The sequence below is a fragment of the Salmonella sp. 2020_1459 genome (assembly GCF_043847915.1).
Lineage (GTDB): Bacteria > Pseudomonadota > Gammaproteobacteria > Enterobacterales > Enterobacteriaceae > Salmonella > Salmonella enterica.
The window spans coordinates 373,687-390,183 of the sequence record NZ_JBCMFA010000005.1 but is presented as its reverse complement, the minus strand read 5'-3'; the positions used below and the strand labels follow the sequence as shown (position 1 = coordinate 390,183).

At 53.0% G+C, this 16,497-nt stretch carries 15 protein-coding genes and 2 rRNA genes; 8 read left to right on the top strand and 9 right to left on the bottom strand.

Features of this window, described 5'->3' with window-relative positions; genetic code table 11:
• The 4 genes from ACH0VJ_RS15560 to ACH0VJ_RS15545 form a co-directional block, all read left to right on the top strand.
• Nucleotides 1-97, top strand: a 23S ribosomal RNA gene (locus ACH0VJ_RS15560); the annotation flags it as partial.
• Between the two features lie 196 nt (nt 98-293).
• Nucleotides 294-409: ribosomal RNA gene (rrf, locus tag ACH0VJ_RS15555) — 5S ribosomal RNA — on the top strand.
• A 208-nt stretch (nt 410-617) separates the two neighbouring features.
• The gene (locus tag ACH0VJ_RS15550) at nt 618-1,073 is read left to right on the top strand and encodes a DUF4385 domain-containing protein (protein WP_000985653.1); all 456 of its coding nucleotides are present in this window, start codon (nt 618-620) and stop codon (nt 1,071-1,073) included.
• Between the two features lie 103 nt (nt 1,074-1,176).
• Nucleotides 1,177-2,478: an MFS transporter gene (locus ACH0VJ_RS15545; protein WP_000807818.1), complete on the top strand. Its 1,302-nt coding sequence runs from the start codon at nt 1,177-1,179 to the stop codon at nt 2,476-2,478.
• On the opposite strand, the gene ACH0VJ_RS15540 is transcribed toward ACH0VJ_RS15545, so the two are convergent.
• The 5 genes from ACH0VJ_RS15540 to trxC all read right to left on the bottom strand — a co-directional run bounded on the left by ACH0VJ_RS15540 (nt 2,475) and on the right by trxC (nt 8,199).
• The gene (locus tag ACH0VJ_RS15540) at nt 2,475-2,798 is read right to left on the bottom strand and encodes a YfiM family lipoprotein (RefSeq protein WP_001264478.1); all 324 of its coding nucleotides are present in this window, start codon (nt 2,796-2,798) and stop codon (nt 2,475-2,477) included. The two genes, ACH0VJ_RS15545 and ACH0VJ_RS15540, sit on opposite strands and share 4 nt — an antisense overlap.
• A gap of 44 nt (nt 2,799-2,842) precedes the next feature.
• Nucleotides 2,843-4,198 (bottom strand): CDP-diacylglycerol--serine O-phosphatidyltransferase, encoded by a 1,356-nt coding sequence (gene pssA / locus ACH0VJ_RS15535; RefSeq protein WP_000949286.1) that lies wholly within the window; start codon nt 4,196-4,198, stop codon nt 2,843-2,845.
• Between the two features lie 114 nt (nt 4,199-4,312).
• Entirely contained in the window at nt 4,313-6,973 is a 2,661-nt protein-coding gene (gene pat / locus ACH0VJ_RS15530) for a protein lysine acetyltransferase (RefSeq protein WP_000082637.1), read from the bottom strand.
• A 53-nt stretch (nt 6,974-7,026) separates the two neighbouring features.
• Nucleotides 7,027-7,707, bottom strand: coding sequence for a tRNA-uridine aminocarboxypropyltransferase (gene tapT, locus ACH0VJ_RS15525; protein ID WP_000183642.1), 681 nt, complete (start codon nt 7,705-7,707; stop codon nt 7,027-7,029).
• Between the two features lie 72 nt (nt 7,708-7,779).
• Nucleotides 7,780-8,199, bottom strand: a complete 420-nt coding sequence (trxC, locus tag ACH0VJ_RS15520) for a thioredoxin TrxC (protein WP_001098732.1) — start codon at nt 8,197-8,199, stop codon at nt 7,780-7,782.
• A 203-nt stretch (nt 8,200-8,402) separates the two neighbouring features.
• Between trxC and ACH0VJ_RS15515 the strand changes: the two genes are divergently transcribed.
• Nucleotides 8,403-9,440: a tRNA/rRNA methyltransferase gene (locus ACH0VJ_RS15515; RefSeq protein ID WP_000997368.1), complete on the top strand. Its 1,038-nt coding sequence runs from the start codon at nt 8,403-8,405 to the stop codon at nt 9,438-9,440.
• A 115-nt stretch (nt 9,441-9,555) separates the two neighbouring features.
• Here ACH0VJ_RS15515 and ung read toward each other — a convergent pair whose 3' ends face one another.
• Nucleotides 9,556-10,245, bottom strand: a complete 690-nt coding sequence (gene ung / locus ACH0VJ_RS15510; RefSeq protein WP_000179978.1) for a uracil-DNA glycosylase — start codon at nt 10,243-10,245, stop codon at nt 9,556-9,558.
• A 318-nt stretch (nt 10,246-10,563) separates the two neighbouring features.
• Between ung and grcA the strand changes: the two genes are divergently transcribed.
• On the top strand, nt 10,564-10,947 hold the full coding sequence (gene grcA / locus ACH0VJ_RS15505; RefSeq protein WP_000627811.1) for an autonomous glycyl radical cofactor GrcA: 384 nt from the start codon (nt 10,564-10,566) through the stop codon (nt 10,945-10,947).
• Nucleotides 10,948-11,008: 61 nt separating this feature from the next.
• On the opposite strand, the gene eamB is transcribed toward grcA, so the two are convergent.
• Complete coding sequence (gene eamB, locus ACH0VJ_RS15500; protein ID WP_000188415.1) at nt 11,009-11,596, bottom strand: cysteine/O-acetylserine transporter; 588 nt, start codon at nt 11,594-11,596, stop codon at nt 11,009-11,011.
• Between the two features lie 102 nt (nt 11,597-11,698).
• On the opposite strand from eamB, the gene ACH0VJ_RS15495 reads away from it, so the two are divergent.
• A complete protein-coding gene (locus ACH0VJ_RS15495) occupies nt 11,699-12,598 on the top strand; it encodes a LysR family transcriptional regulator (protein ID WP_001536502.1) in 900 nt (299 codons plus the stop codon).
• A gap of 17 nt (nt 12,599-12,615) precedes the next feature.
• On the opposite strand, the gene srmB is transcribed toward ACH0VJ_RS15495, so the two are convergent.
• Nucleotides 12,616-13,950 (bottom strand): ATP-dependent RNA helicase SrmB, encoded by a 1,335-nt coding sequence (gene srmB / locus ACH0VJ_RS15490; protein ID WP_000219174.1) that lies wholly within the window; start codon nt 13,948-13,950, stop codon nt 12,616-12,618.
• A gap of 130 nt (nt 13,951-14,080) precedes the next feature.
• Between srmB and trmN the strand changes: the two genes are divergently transcribed.
• Nucleotides 14,081-14,818, top strand: a complete 738-nt coding sequence (gene trmN, locus ACH0VJ_RS15485) for a tRNA(1)(Val) (adenine(37)-N(6))-methyltransferase TrmN (RefSeq protein ID WP_000083345.1) — start codon at nt 14,081-14,083, stop codon at nt 14,816-14,818.
• Here trmN and nadB read toward each other — a convergent pair.
• Nucleotides 14,803-16,425, bottom strand: coding sequence for an L-aspartate oxidase (gene nadB / locus ACH0VJ_RS15480; RefSeq protein WP_000989181.1), 1,623 nt, complete (start codon nt 16,423-16,425; stop codon nt 14,803-14,805). The two genes, trmN and nadB, sit on opposite strands and share 16 nt — an antisense overlap.
• Nucleotides 16,426-16,497 lie beyond the last annotated feature (72 nt).

Genomic DNA, 16,497 nt, shown 5'->3' with positions numbered 1-16,497 from the left:
GAAGGAACGTTGAAGACGACGACGTTGATAGGCCGGGTGTGTAAGCGCAGCGATGCGTTGAGCTAACCGGTACTAATGAACCGTGAGGCTTAACCTTACAACGCCGAAGATGTTTTGGCGGATGAGAGACGATTTTCAGCACTGATTCAGAGTTGAGTACGCAATAATTTGCGCAGCAGCAAGGCGGCAAGCGAAGGAAAGGAAGGAGCATACAGAAGTATGTGACTGAGTTTACGAGCGCAGGCAACGCCGCTGATGCGATAAAGAATTGCGTACAGAGCACAAAGAATTTGCCTGGCGGCCGTAGCGCGGTGGTCCCACCTGACCCCATGCCGAACTCAGAAGTGAAACGCCGTAGCGCCGATGGTAGTGTGGGGTCTCCCCATGCGAGAGTAGGGAACTGCCAGGCATCAAATAAAACGAAGGGCCCTGTCGGAAGACAGGGCCTTTTGTTTTTGTCTGTTTCTGCCGGATGGCGGCTCCGCCTTATCCGGCCTACAGGAATTATCCCGCCTACGAAGCTGGTGTTCTTGTAGAACCGACAAGAGTACATCCCACCCAATCGTTAACGATGAACTATCCTTTACACGTGCTTATATAAGCAGTGAGGATTTTCATTGGCTATCAAACCTTTTAACTACCAGCAAGACTTTTCCAGCATTGACTTCCGCCAGCAGCCTGAATTGTATCAGGTTGGACGAGGCGAGCAGGGGGTGCTACTGGTTGAACCCTACAAAAGCGAAATTCTTCCTTTCTGGCGCTATAAAGATGAAGCATCGGCGATGAAATCCGCAGAACAGATCTACCAGTTGTTCGAAGCTTACCGGCAGCAGGATGATTTCGTTGGTATGGACATGGCGCGTAAATTTATTCAGATGGGATACACCCGCGCCAGGCGATACGCTAACTATAAAGGCGGTAAAAAGTATGCAGAAGACGGCAGCCTGAATACACGGGGTAATGATCCTATTAAGGCCGCGGCGGCAACGGTTTTCAAAGGTTGGTGGGATAAAATCCGTCAGGACGAAGACTATCTGAAACGGAAACGCCAGCATCAGGCACGGTGGGGATAAAAATTAGCAAACAAATAATTAACACTTTATTTACTTTTGGGTCTCGCGTAATCTGAATCTCCAAAATAAAAGGCCGATTAAGCCTGGCAACAAGGAGAACAGTATGGCAGAAATTATTCAGCGTATAGATAAAAACAACGCTGAGGCTCCGGAGATGCGGCGACGCATATGGGCTATCGTGGGGGCCTCTTCCGGAAACTTAGTGGAATGGTTTGATTTCTACGTCTACTCTTTCTGCTCGCTCTATTTTGCACATATCTTCTTTCCTTCTGGTAATACCACTACTCAGCTTTTGCAAACGGCAGGCGTCTTTGCCGCCGGTTTTTTAATGCGGCCTATCGGTGGTTGGCTGTTTGGACGCATTGCAGATCGACGCGGGCGCAAAGCCTCAATGTTGATTTCGGTGTGCATGATGTGCATGGGGTCGCTGGTGATTGCCTGCTTACCTGGTTACGATACCATCGGCACCTGGGCACCGGCGCTGCTACTTATTGCAAGGTTATTTCAGGGGCTCTCGGTAGGGGGAGAGTATGGGACCAGCGCGACATATATGAGTGAAGTTGCGCTTGAAGGTCGTAAGGGATTTTTCGCCTCGTTTCAGTATGTTACGCTTATCGGTGGCCAACTACTGGCATTGCTGGTCGTTGTGATTTTGCAGCAGGTTCTGGAAGATGCTGAGCTTCGTGCCTGGGGATGGCGTATTCCCTTTGCGCTGGGCGCCGTGCTGGCGGTTGTGGCGTTATGGCTACGTCGCCAGCTGGATGAAACCTCGAAGCATGAGACTCGCGCATTAAAAGAAGCCGGTTCGTTGAAAGGTTTGTGGCGTAATCGCAAAGCCTTTTTGATGGTGCTTGGTTTCACCGCGGCAGGCTCGCTGTGCTTTTATACTTTCACCACCTATATGCAGAAATATCTGGTAAATACAGCAGGTATGCATGCCAATGTCGCCAGCGGCATTATGACGGTCGCGCTGTGTGTTTTCATGTTGGTACAGCCGTTATTCGGCGCGTTATCCGATAAGATTGGCAGGCGCACTTCTATGCTATGTTTTGGCGCGCTCGCGACGCTTTTCACCGTTCCAATTCTCTCCGCGTTGCAGAATGTGACGTCGCCTTATGCCGCATTTGCTTTAGTGATGTGCGCGCTATTGATTGTGAGTTTCTATACCTCGATTAGCGGGATCCTGAAAGCGGAGATGTTTCCGGCGCAGGTTCGCGCCCTGGGCGTCGGTTTATCCTATGCGGTAGCAAACGCGTTATTTGGCGGCTCTGCGGAATATGTCGCGCTGTCGCTAAAATCTGTCGGTATGGAGAGTTCGTTCTTCTGGTATGTTACCGCGATGGCCGTTCTGGCTTTCCTGGTTTCGCTGATGTTGCACCGTAAAGGAAAGGGCTTGCGCCTTTAGTATCGCGCCATTTGCCAGATAGCGTAACCGGTTGTCGCGCCAGCGACATCCCAGACAAAATCTTTCCAGCTCCAGCCGCTGCCTTCCGGGCGGCTGTCCCAGAGTTCTTTTGAGGCTCCGAGACTCAAAGAAAACATCAGCCCTATCGCTGCGCTGCGGTCAGGGCTTACTCCCTGGTGACGCGCATACTCATTACCGGCTGCCGATAGCATCGCTGATGCCATAAAATGTTGGGCTTTATCCTGACCGCTCCAGCGGTCGTTAGCCAGATGGCTGCACCCGGAGAGAAACAACACCGTAAAAGGAATCAACACGCGCACCAGTTCACTCCTAAGAGAAAACCCCGTACAGGACGGGGCTTCGATTACAGGATACGGCTAATTAATCTGTCGATGCGGATCCGGCGCAGACGGCGAATCAATTTACGCACTTTTATCGGATAGTCGGCAATGCTCTGCAGGTCACGATAATGTTTTACGATGGTTGTGTGCGTTCGGATAAGTTCCAGCTCTTTTTCCCGCTGAGGGGCAAGCTCCTGCTTAGGATCGTGGATCAGAATGGCGTTTTCCAGATCCAGACGCCAGGCGCGGGGATTCAGATTGTTGCCGGTGAGTAGCATCCATTTATCATCTACCCACATCCCTTTCAAATGATAGGTATTGTCGTCATCTTTCCACAGACGCACCACAAGCTGATCGGTATTGACGTAATACTGTAAACGGCTCAGGAAGCGGCGCAGGTTAATCTCATAGAGATAGGGTAACGCGCCAATGATCTTGAACGGTTCATCTTCCGGAATGTAAAAATCATTCGCGGTTTTATCGCCAACAATGATTTCGACTTTCTTTCCGTCGCGCAGTAGCTGAATAATATTCCGCACCAGTACCGCTGGTAGATTGAAGTAAGGGGTACAAATGGTGAGCTTATGCTCCGCACAGGGCATGAGATGGAAAATGGTTTTGTTCAGCAGACTGGATTTGCCAAGCCCGACCAGCGGCGTAACGGAGAGCTGCTCGTCATTAGCGTCACCCTGAAAATGATATGACGCATCACGCAGCTCCTGACGGTATAAGCGGATATCGTTTTTAATCTCCGGGCTTTTCGGACGCTGGGTATTATCCAGACGATTCACACCACGGCCATTCATCAGATTTTGCGTCACCCAGTCAAACATGATGTCTGCCATTTGCCGATTGCGAATCAGCTGGTAGCGATCGTAGCGATATTTATCATGCTGATGGAGATAGACATCGTTCAGGCTGGCACCGCTGTACAGGACGCTATCATCAATGATAAAGCCTTTAAAATGCAGTACGCCAAGCGCTTCTCGCGTATTAATCGGTACGCCGTAAACCGGGACATCAATGCCGGGGTTTTCCTGCGCCAGTCGGCAATACCAGTCTGCATTGGTATTCGAGGCCGCTGCGCCAATGCGCCCGCGTTGCGCGCGATGCCAGTCGACCAGCACCCTCACGTCCAGTTCAGGACGCTGCCGTTTAGCCGCATAGAGCGCGTCGAGTATACCTTTACCCCCATCGTCCTGTTCCAGATACAGGGCAACGATACAAATACGCTGCGTCGCGCTGGCGATTTTCTCCAGCAGTGTCTCCCGAAAAGTAGCAGGAGTATAAAAGAAATCTACATCATCAACTGACTGAGAAATCTTAGGGAGTTGGGCAAGGTGTTGTTGATGTTTATTACGCTTAAATTTTGACAACATCACAGTGCATTTCTTCTCTGTTCATTGAAGGGTCCTCTGTGCTATGCAGACGACATAAGCGAGCAATAATAACATCAGTACCCGTTAAAGTGGTCAACATTTCCAGTACATTACTCACGATTCATCACATTTGGCCAGATTCAGCGTCAATCCCACGATGCCCTCGTCGAGCTGAATATCGACCTGAAATCCCAGTTTTCTGGCCAGCGCGACCATGCCGCGATTGTTCGGCATCGTAATACCGTTCAGCCGCTTCAATCCGTGATCGCGAGTATAGGCAATCAATTTCTCCATTAAACGGCGTCCTAAACCCAACCCTTTGAGATCTGAACGCACCAATACGGCAAATTCGGCATCTACGTTGTCAGGATCGGAGATCGCGCGCGTTACGCCGAGGATCTCTTCAGCGTTGTCCATCCGCCTCACGGCCACAAAGGCCATTTCTCGATCGTAGTCGATCTGCGTCATGTTGGCTAAATCTTCATGGGTGAATTCGTTGATCTCGCTGAAATAACGGTAGTAAAGATCCTCTTTGGTGACCTGGGCGATGAATTGTCGCAGCTGGGGTTCATCTTCCGGCAGGATCGGACGGAACAGGCAGCGATCGCCGTTTTTCATCTCCACCCACTCTTCAAGCTGGTGGGGATAGGGGCGTACCGCAAGTCGACTTTCGTTATCGCCATCAAACGGGGCAATATCCAGCGTCACATCCAACGCGGTAAACTCACTGGCGGAAGCCAGCAGCGGATGGATATCCAGACGCTGAATTTCCGGGCAGTCGACAATCAGGTTTGAAACCTGGACCAGCAATTGGCTTAAACCGACAATATCCAGCGGACGCAGCGCGCTACGGGCGCGAATTTTCCGCTGTTTAATGCCCTGAATCACCAGATAGCGCGCCAGATTCATGTTGAGCGGCGGCAGCGCGACGACAGCCTGCTCTTCCGGACGCCACTCTACGCCGCCTTCACCCAACATAATCAAAGGACCAAACACCGGATCGTGCTCGACCACCACACGCAGCTCCTGCGCGCCGGCGCGGTTAGCCATGCTTTGTACCAGCAAACCGTGAATCCGCGCCTGCGGCCAGGCCATCTTTACGCGATCGAAAATGGCGTTCGCAGCCTGTTGTACCTCGCTTGCGGTCCGCAGGTAAAGCATGACCCCCTGAACTTCAGATTTATGCGGAATGTCGGGCGAGCGCAGCTTGAGAGCTACCGGATAGCCTATCTGTTCGGCGATATGCACCGCTTCAGCGCTGTCGCTGGCAATCCAGGTTGGGAGCGTATGCAGCCCATAGGCGTGTAAAATCGGCTGTACTTCATGGGTATCCAGTGAGGTGGCACCTTCCGCAATCGCCCGCTGTAACAGATTATGCGCCTCAGCGGTATTGGACGTCAGGTTACTCGGCAACGCTGGCGTTTCTCGCAGTTGCTTCTGGTTACGCCGGTATTCCACCATATGCATAAACGCGGTAATCGTGCCTTCCGGCGTGCGGTAGGTTGGTAACCCGGCTTCGCTGAATAGCCGTCTTGCTTCCTGAGACGAGAACTCGCCGCACCAGTTTGTCAGCAGCGTAACAAACTTGCCTCTGGGGTGGCGCTTAATCGTCTCGATCAGAGCATGGGCGCTTTCCGTACCCGGCGCGGCAGCGCTGGGAGAGTGGATAACCATAAGCGCGTCAAAATCCTGACTGGCGAGCAGGATATCCAGCGTTTTGATGTAATGTTCGCTGCTGGCGTCATCACACAGATCCAGCGGATTGGCAATATCTATGTGCGCGGGAAGCGCCTGCCGTAGTTGCAGGCAGGTCTCTTCGCTCAACGTCGCCAGCTTGCCGTTACGCGACCACAACTCATCTAACGCCAGCGCGGCAGGCGCGGCGCCATTGCTGATGATCATCAGTCTGTCGCCGCGTAGCGGACGCATATGGCTCAGTGTTTCGACGGCGGAAAAAAGCTCGTGCGTATCCTGGACTCGCAGCAGGCCTGCGCGCTGGATGGCCGCATCCCACGCAGGGTCCATTCCCGCGCTGGTATTAAGTAAACGCTGGGCTGCCGGGCTTCGGCCGCTTTTAATCACCAGAATCGGTTTGTTACGTGAAGCGCTACGGGCGGCGGAAACAAAACGGCGGGCGTCGCTTAACTGTTCCAGATAGAGCAAAATCGCGCTGGTCTTGCTGTCGCGCGCCAGATAGTCCAGTAGTTCATCGACATCAATATCCAGGCTATCGCCCAGCGCGATAAAGTAGGAAAAGCCCATTTCACGCTGTTGCGCCCAGTCAAGAATAGTATTGGACACGGCGGCAGACTGGGAAATAAAAGCGAGCTTGCCCTGTTTAATCGGGACGGGAGAAAAGCTGGCATTCAGCCCTTGCCACGGCGCGAGGAGCCCAAGACTGTTTGGACCCAGCAGACGCATTTTATAATGCCGGGCACAGGCAAGAAGTTCTTCATGTTGCGACGTGGGAGCAGAAAGGATAATGCACGTTTTACACCCTTTCGCGCCAAGCGCGTCCAGTAACGCCAGGTTACGGCTGGCGTTAGTGCATAAAATAGCCAGATCGGGGGTGAAAGGAAGACTGGCGATATCCGGCCAGGCCATGACGCCTAAAACGGCTTTCCAGGCGGGCGTCACGGGAAGGACGGGGCCATTGAATCCGCCCGCCAACAAGTTACGCATCATCAGGTAACCCGCGCGGTGGGGCTTCATTGATGCGCCAATCACCGCGATCGATTTTGGTCGCAGTAGCGCTTCCAGTCCTTGCTGGCTCATACCGGTTTCCCTTACACAGAAGTGACCGGATAATTTTAAACGCTTTCGCTATTTTATGCTGTGACGTTTCCCGGATGTTGCGTTTTTCCTGCCAGATAGCGCGTTTTGAAACGGGTGAAATGTTCACCTAAACTGGTTGCCGCCTCGGTATCTCCCGCCAGATCTAACAACGCTATGGCGACTTCGGCGGTACAATATTGCCCTTCGGCATGGATTTCACGCAGACGATAAGCTGAAAGACGCGATAAATCGACGGAAATGACCGGCAGATGATCCAGATAAGGGCTTTTACGAAACATTTTACGTGCTTCGGGCCAGGTGCCGTCCAGCATAATAAACAGCGGCGGTTTCCCGGCGGGCGGGGTGGAAATGACCTCGCGCGCTTCGCCGGCGTAGGACGCAGGAAAGACCACTATCGGTTGATAATCCGGATGCTGTACCAGCTCCAGCAACGCCTGCGGCGGCTCGGTACGCGACCACTGAAACGCCGCGGTATCCGGCAAAATATCGGCTATCAGCCGGCCGGTATTGCTGGGTTTCATCGGTTCAGTGTCAAACATGACCAGACAAAAACGGCTTTTCGCCTGAGAAGGCGTTAACGTATCACACAGGCAAGATTTTAGCGGCAGCAGGCAGCGTTGACAGCGGCGAACCCGATTGCCTCTGGCAAGAAAAGGGCGAGTAGCGCGCGCAAGCCGTTCGGCGCGTAACTGAAGGACAGCGTTATTGGTCATAGAAAGCGTTTGCGGAGAAAAACGCTATTGTGGCAGAGGTGAAAACGGGGCACAAGATGCGCCCCGTGGCGTTTACAGCGCTTCGTTCAGCCAGCTGTCGAAAGGCGCTTTAGGCACTGCGCCATTAAGCATATCGACCACTTGTCCATGTTTAAAAATCATAATCGTCGGGATGCTGCGGATACCGAAACGGGCGCTGAGTTCCCGTTCCGCCTCGGTATTCACTTTGACGAAACGGACTTTACCGCTGCGCTCTTCTGCGACATCCTCGAAGATTGGCGCAAAGTTACGGCAAGGGCCGCACCAGGGGGCCCAGAAGTCGATCACCACTGGAAGATCGTCCTTCAACAGTTTGTCCAGCGTTTCGCCGGTCGCATTAATGACTTCTCCGTCAAACAACTCATGACCGCAGCGTCCACATTTTGCCGCGTCCTGAAGCCGATCGTCGGGGATGCGGTTAATGGCCTGACAATGGGTACAAACGGTGTTCATAGCTAACCTCTGAATACGTCGGAAGACGTCCCGCTACGCGCGGGATGTTTCTATAATGTTACATATTATCGAGGAGTCTGTGCTAAACAACAATGTGTTTTATTCAATGAGTACAATAGTCGCAAGCTTTTAAACGAAATCATGGCTAACCGGATGCACATCGGGTAATCTTCGCGCTTCGCGCAGCGCTGGTGGAGAAAAGCATGAACGATGAATTAAAAAACAAAAGCGGCAAAGTCAAAGTGATGTATGTCCGTAGTGATGATGACTCTGATAAACGCACCCATAACCCGCGTACCGGGAAAGGGGGAGGCCGCCCAGCAAAGTCTCGCACTGACGGTGGACGTCGCCCCGCCCGTGATGAGCGAAATAATCAGAGCCGTGACCGTAAACATGAAACTTCGCCGTGGCGCACCGTGTCCCGCGCGCCAGGCGATGAAACTCCTGAGAAAGTCGATCATGGTGGTATTAGCGGTAAAAGTTTTATCGACCCTGAAGTTTTGCGTCGCCAGCGTGCGGAAGAGACGCGCGTCTACGGTGAAAACGCCTGCCAGGCGCTATTCCAGAGCCGTCCTGACGCCATCGTGCGCGCATGGTTTATCCAAAGCGTAACGCCGCGTTTTAAAGAGGCGCTGCGCTGGATGGCGGCGAATCGTAAAGCCTACCATGTGGTGGATGAAGCCGAACTGGCAAAAGCTTCCGGGACTGAGCACCACGGCGGCGTGTGTTTCCTGATTAAAAAGCGTAACGGTACGACCGTTAAGCAATGGGTAAAGCAGGCGGCGGATCAAGACTGCGTGCTGGCGTTGGAAGATGTCGCTAACCCGCATAATCTGGGCGGCATGATGCGTAGCTGCGCGCACTTCGGCGTGAAAGGCGTGGTGGTACAGGATGCGGCGTTGCTGGAGTCCGGCGCGGCGATTCGTACCGCGGAAGGCGGGGCGGAGCATGTCCAGCCGATCACTGGTGAAAGCATTGTTGACGTACTGGATGATTTTCGTCAGGCGGGGTACACCGTGGTGACGACGTCCAGCGATCGCGGTCAGGCGCTCTTTAGTACGACCCTGCCGGAAAAGATGGTGCTGGTCTTAGGCCGTGAATATGACTACCTGCCGGAAGCGGCGCGCGAACCCGACGATCTGTGCGTGAAAATTAACGGCACCGGGAACGTGGAAAGCCTGAATGTGTCGGTTGCGACAGGCGTGCTGCTCGCCGAGTGGTGGCGACAGAATAAAGCGTAAGGGCTGCAGCCCGGTGACGCAACGCGCGCCGGGCCGATTATGTACTTCCTACCGCCCGGTCAGACAAGGCGCTTTCGCGCCGTTATCCGGGCGATAAAACGGCGAGTCGCCAACGTTATTCACTCTCAGCCGGTAATACTGGCGTCCAGTCGATAGTTTTCTCGCCGTGTTGTTCCAGCCATTGGTTCGTTAGCGCAAAATGGTTACAGCCAAAAAATCCGCGGTGCGCAGAGAGTGGCGAGGGATGCGGAGCTTTCAGAATATGGTGGCGCTGTGGATCAATAATCGCGCCTTTTTTCTGGGCGTGCGAGCCCCACAGCAGGAAGACGACCCCTTCGCGGTGTTGGTTAATCAGGCTTATCACTTTATCCGTAAAGGTTTCCCACCCCAGGCTGGCATGAGAATGCGCCTGGCCTGCCCGTACCGTGAGCACCGTATTCAGTAACAGTACGCCCTGGCGTGCCCAGCTTTCCAGATAACCGTGCGCGGGGCGGACAAAGCCGGGAATGGAGGCTTCCAGCTCTTTGTACATATTCACTAATGACGGCGGGGGAGCGATCCCAGGGCGCACGGAAAACGCCAGACCATGTGCCTGGCCGGGGCCGTGGTAAGGATCTTGTCCCAGGATCACCACCTTAACGTCGCCCAGTTCCGTGAAGCGAAAGGCGTTAAACACATCTTTTTGCGGCGGGTAGACCGTGATACCCGACTGACGCTCGCCAGCAACAGTGTGAAGCGTATTGATAAAGTAAGGTTGCTGTTTCTCATCAGCCAGCACATCGTGCCAGGTTAACTCAGTCGCCATCTCGCTCTCCTGCGAATTTCCAGTTCCCTTAGCTTAACTGCTTCTTTCTGCAGTGCAAAATCCTGCGTGCTACAAAAACGGTTACCTACAAAAGATAGTTGAAAATTTATGTAAAAAGTTTATAGGTCTGAATGGTGTAAGTTGATGTAAAACAATAAATTCCCTTCATCACCCTTTTTATGGTGTGGTTTTTATTGATTTAAATCAAAGAATGAAGGGTGATCGAAGGGTATATATACACTCAAGCAACAATGGTTTTACCAATTGGCCGGGATTAGGCCGACCGAAATCAAATAATTTTGCCTGGGGAGGCATCACATGATTACAGGTATCCAGATTACTAAAGCCGCTAACGACGACCTGCTGAATTCCTTCTGGCTGCTGGACAGCGAAAAAGGCGAAGCGCGCTGCATCGTTGCAAAATCCGGTTTTGCTGAAGATGAAGTTGTGGCTGTCAGCAAACTGGGCGAGATTGAATACCGTGAAATTCCGATGGAAGTTAAACCGGAAGTACGCGTTGAAGGCGGTCAGCATCTGAACGTTAACGTTCTGCGTCGTGAAACTCTGGAAGACGCGGTTAAGCATCCGGAAAAATACCCGCAGCTGACTATTCGTGTTTCTGGTTATGCGGTGCGTTTTAACTCCCTGACGCCGGAACAGCAGCGCGACGTTATCGCTCGTACCTTTACCGAAAGCCTGTAAGGCTTATCCGGTAATAACAAGCGGAAGAGGCCGGGCCTTTTCCGCTTTTGTTTTATTTGGGTCAGTAAAAAATCCGCACCGCGCAGTACACCAGCAGTAACGCCAGAATGATATTTAACTGGCGACCATAATGGCGAAACGCCCGCTGAAACAGATGTCCCGCCAGCGCCCAACACACATTACCGAACGTGCCGATCAATGCCAGCAATATACTGACGCCGATGACCCAGTTCAGCGCCTGCGTTTGCGGTAAAACAAATGTAGACAGAGCGGTAATGCCGTACAGAATAATTTTGACGTTCACAAACTGCAGGCCAAAGCTTACCCAAAAGCCAACCGGTTTTGGTCTGACATTCTCATCCGCCGCTGGACTGGTGGCAATTTTCCACGCCAGCCACAGGATATACGCAGCCCCCACCCAACTGAGTAAATGAATGATTGCCGGATCGATAACCGCAAGGGAAAACGCGATCCCGGCGCACAGCAGCATGACGACCAAAAATCCCAGACTCATACCTGCCAGTACACGAATACTCTGCCGAAAACCATGTGCAGTTGCTGCGCTAAGCGCGAGAATATTGTTAGGGCCGGGGGTAAGGGCGGTGATTAATGTATAAGTCCAGAAAGCGCTTAAAAGCATCGGTGTCACTTGTCATCTCCTCTGTTTTAGCAGACAGTACCCGATATGAAATATTTAAAAAAATGAATGTTTTTTAATTCTGAATTCGAGATTTTCGATAGGTTGGTGGTTATGGATCTGCGTCGGTTTATTACGCTGAAAACGGTAGTGGAAGAGGGCTCGTTTCTGCGGGCTTCGCAAAAGCTGTGCTGCACTCAGTCGACAGTAACTTTTCATATTCAACAGCTTGAACGTGAGTTTTCCCTGCAACTGTTCGAGAAAATAGGGCGCCGAATGTGCCTGACCAATGAGGGGAAAAAGCTGATGCCGCATATCCATGAACTGACGCGTGTGATGGAGTCGATTCGTAAAGCCGCAAGACAGGATGCGGAACCCGACGGAGAGCTGCGCGTGGCGACAGGTGAAACCTTACTGGCGTACAAAATGCCGCAGGTTTTACAACGTTTTAAGCTGCGAGCGCCGAATGTCAGATTGTCGCTACAGTCGCTGAATTGCTATGTGATACGTGATGCGTTGCTGAATGACGAGGTCGATTTGGGCGTTTTTTATCGCGTAGGTAATGATGACGCGCTCACGATGCAGCAACTGGGGGAGCAGTCGCTGGCGCTGGTGGCCTCTCCACTGCTACAGGATGCTGATTTTACGCAGCCAGATCAGCATATCCCCTGCAGCTTCATCATCAATGAACCGCAATGTGTCTTCCGCCAGCTGTTTGAAAGTACGCTACGGCAGAGGCGGATTACGCTGGAAAACACCATTGAACTGTGGAGTATTGAGAGCATTAAACAGTGTGTGGCTGCTAACCTGGGCATCAGCTTTTTACCACGTTTTGCCGTTGAACGAGAACTTAGTACCGGTCAGTTGAAAGAGCTGCCGTTTGGCGCGCCGTCGCTATCGATCATGGCGCTGTGCGCCCATCATGCCGGGAAAGCGGTCAGCCCGGCAATGCAGATATTTATGCAGTGTATGGAGGCGTGTTTTACCGTGGAAGATAAAAAAATGCCGGGTTAACGAACCCGGCATTATCATCACTCTTCGCTGGATTGCTCCTGCATTTTCGTACCGCTTGGCTTGCGGCGCTTACCGATATTTTTTGTATCGCGGTGACGTTTCTTCACGCGCGGCTTCTCTTTTTCTTTCTCTTTTTTCTTCTCGGCGCGTTTCGCCAGCACTTTTTTCGACGGTTTGCCGGTCAGCTTTTCGCTGGGCGCACGCGTGGTCGGGCGAAGCTCATCAATGACGCGCGCTTTTAGCGGCTCTTCGATGTAGCGACCGATTTTCAGCAGCAACAGATGGTCGTGGGCTTCTACCAGCGAGATTGCAGTGCCTTTGCGGCCAGCACGGCCTGTACGACCAATGCGATGCAGATAGGTATCGCCACTGCGCGGCATGTCGAAGTTAATGACGTGGCTGACGTCAGGAATATCAATCCCACGTGCCGCGACGTCGGTCGCGACCAGCACGTTAACGCGACCGTCGGTGAGACGCTTAATACCTTCGTTACGTTTGATCTGCGCCATCTCACCTTCAAGATAGCAATTGTTGATCCCTGCCAGACGCAGCGTTTCAGCCAGTTCATGGACGCGTTCACGTTTACGTACAAACACGATAGAACGGGTTGCATCGTCTTGTTTTAGCAGGTGCTTCAACAGCGCAACTTTATGTTCGAAATTGTCGGCACGGTAGTACCACTGGTGAATTTTCTTGCGCTCGCGGGTTGACGGATTGGCGGAAACCTCAACCGGGTCTTCCAGCAGGCGCTCGGCAAAATCTTTAATCGCATCGCCTTCCAGCGTGGCGGAGAACAGCATCGTCTGTTTACGCCAGCGGGTCTCACCGGCGATATGCTCAATGTCCTGAGCGAAGCCCATGTCGAGCATCCGGTCAGCTTCGTCAAGAATCAGTGTTTCAACCGCCCGGCAGTCAAAGTTCTCTTCTTTTATATATTGCAGCAGACGGCCCGTCGTGGCGACCACGATATCCTGGTTTTCGCTAAACACTTCAGCATGGTTCATATAGGCCACGCCGCCGGTAATCGTGGCGATATCCAGATGAGTATGCTTAGCCAGTTCACGAGCGTGATCGGCAACCTGCATTGCCAGTTCGCGGGTTGGCGTCAGGATCAGAATGCGCGGCGGCCCCGATTTTTTACGCGGAAAGTCGAGCAGGTGCTGCAACGCCGGCAGCAGATATGCCGCCGTTTTACCGGTGCCTGTCGGCGCAGAACCGAGTACATCACGGCCATCGAGCGCAGGCGGAATGGCGGCAGCCTGAATGGCGGTCGGGCGAGTGAAACCTTTATCCTGGAGGGCATCCAGCAGGCTTTCGTCGAGTTCAAGTTCGGAAAAAGTCGTTACAGTCATGTTCTACCTCTGTGTGGGGCGCTGATTATAGACGTTACGGCCGCAATCTTCATCTGTTTGTATGGATATCCCTTCTCAGGTATTGTTTTCACTCGGCGCTGTCGCCGTTTTTTTGCAAGGTTGTTTTTACATGTCTCAGTCTGGCTCCGTTCTTCGTCGTAACGGATTTACGTTTAAACAGTTTTTTGTCGCACACGATCGGTGTGCGATGAAAGTGGGAACTGACGGTATTTTACTCGGGGCGTGGGCGCCGGTCGCGGATGTAAAGCGAATTCTGGATATCGGTACTGGAAGCGGTCTGCTGGCGTTAATGCTGGCGCAGCGGACGGATGACAATGTGCCTATTGACGCCGTGGAACTGGATGCCGGGGCTGCCATGCAAGCGCAGGAAAACGTGGCTCACTCTCCCTGGCCGCATCGAATAACGGTGCATACTGACGATATTCAGAGTTGGGCGCCTCGCCAGACGGTACGCTTTGATCTTATTATCAGCAACCCGCCTTATTACGAACCCGGTGTGGAATGCGCCACGCCGCAGCGGGAGCAGGCGCGTTACACCGCTACGCTGGATCACCAGACGTTATTGGCTATTGCGGCGGATTGTATTACCGAAGATGGCTTTTTTTGCGTAGTCTTGCCGGAACAAATAGGTAACGCTTTTACGCAGCAAGCGCTCAACATGGGATGGCATTTGCGGCTACGTACTGACGTTGCGGAAAACGAAGCGCGCTTGCCGCACCGGGTTTTGCTCGCATTCTCCCCACAAGCCGGGGAGTGCTTTAGCGACAGATTAGTAATTCGCGGGTCAGACCAGCATTATTCTGAAAGTTATACGGCGCTGACCCAGGCATTTTATCTGTTTATGTGAGGCGTTAACGGCGAAAGGATCGATGGGCCTGATTCAGCCAGTTGTTGCGGATAATCCAGCGTAAAGTGCAGCCCCCGGCTCTCTTTACGCATCATAGCGCAACGCACAATCAGTTCGGCCACTTGCACCAGATTGCGCAGCTCCAGTAAATTATTCGAGACGCGAAAGTTGGCGTAATATTCGTCAATCTCTTGTTGCAACATGGTAATACGCCGTAGGGCGCGCTCCAGCCGTTTCGTCGTGCGCACAATGCCCACATAGTCCCACATCAGCAGGCGCAGTTCGTGCCAGTTATGCTGAATCACCACCCGCTCATCGGCGTTCTCCACGCGGCTTTCATCCCAGGCGGGAAGGGCGTCAACGCTGTGGACAGAAGGCATTCGCCTGTCGATATCCATTGCTGCGGACCAGCCGTACACTAAGCATTCCAGCAACGAGTTGGACGCCATACGGTTAGCGCCGTGCAGGCCGGTGTAACTGACTTCGCCAATGGCATATAAGCCGTCTACATCGGTACGACCATAATCATCGACGACCACGCCGCCGCAGGTATAGTGCGCGGCAGGAACAATGGGAATCGGTTCTTTGGTTAAATCCATCCCCAAATCGAGCAGTTTCGCATAGATCATCGGGAAGTGCTGGCGGACAAAATCGTCAGGCTTGTGGCTGATATCGAGAAACATACAGTCTGCGCCGAGTCGTTTCATCTCATGGTCAATGGCGCGGGCGACAATATCGCGCGGCGCCAGTTCCCCGCGTTCGTCAACGTCCGGCATAAACCGTGAACCGTCCGGACGTTTAAGGTATGCGCCTTCGCCGCGCAGCGCTTCGGTAAGGAGAAAATTACGCGCCTGCGGGTGATAAAGGGCGGTGGGATGAAACTGGTTAAATTCCAGATTAGCGACCCGACAGCCTGCGCGCCAGGCCATCGCGATACCGTCACCGGAGGAAATATCCGGGTTAGTGGTATATTGATAAACCTTTGAGGCGCCGCCGGTCGCCAGCACCACCGACTTCGCATGACAGGTTTCAACCCACTCTTTATTGCGATTCCAGATCCAGGCGCCGACGACCCGGCGAGGCCCCGGCAGACCCATTTTATCGGAGATAATTAAATCAACGGCGTTGCTGCGTTCCAGCACCTGAATATTAGGATGATTTTGCGCCCGACTGACCAACGTGGTTTCGACTTCCTTTCCGGTAGCGTCGGCGGCATGAAGGATACGGCGATGACTATGGCCGCCTTCACGCGTGAGATGATAGCTCTCCTTGCCGTTTGGCTGGACATGCGTATCAAACAGGACGCCCTGATCGATAAGCCACTGCACGCAGGTACGGGCGTTGCTGGCGACAAACTCCACCGCGTGGCGATCGCAAATTCCGGCGCCGGCAATCAGCGTATCTTCGACATGCGACGCAATACTGTCGGTTTCATCAAACACGGCGGCAATACCGCCCTGCGCATAAAACGTGGAGCCCTCGCTCACCGGCCCTTTACTCAGGACGATAACCTTATGCTTTTCAGCCAGACGCAGCGCCAGCGAGAGTCCGGCCGCGCCGCTGCCGATAATTAACACATCACAGGACAGTTCAGGAGTTGTCATCATGGTTCTTGTTTAATTTACTAAACATGGTTGCGGCAGATTAGCACTATATGGCGCTAAAAAGCACGTTATGAT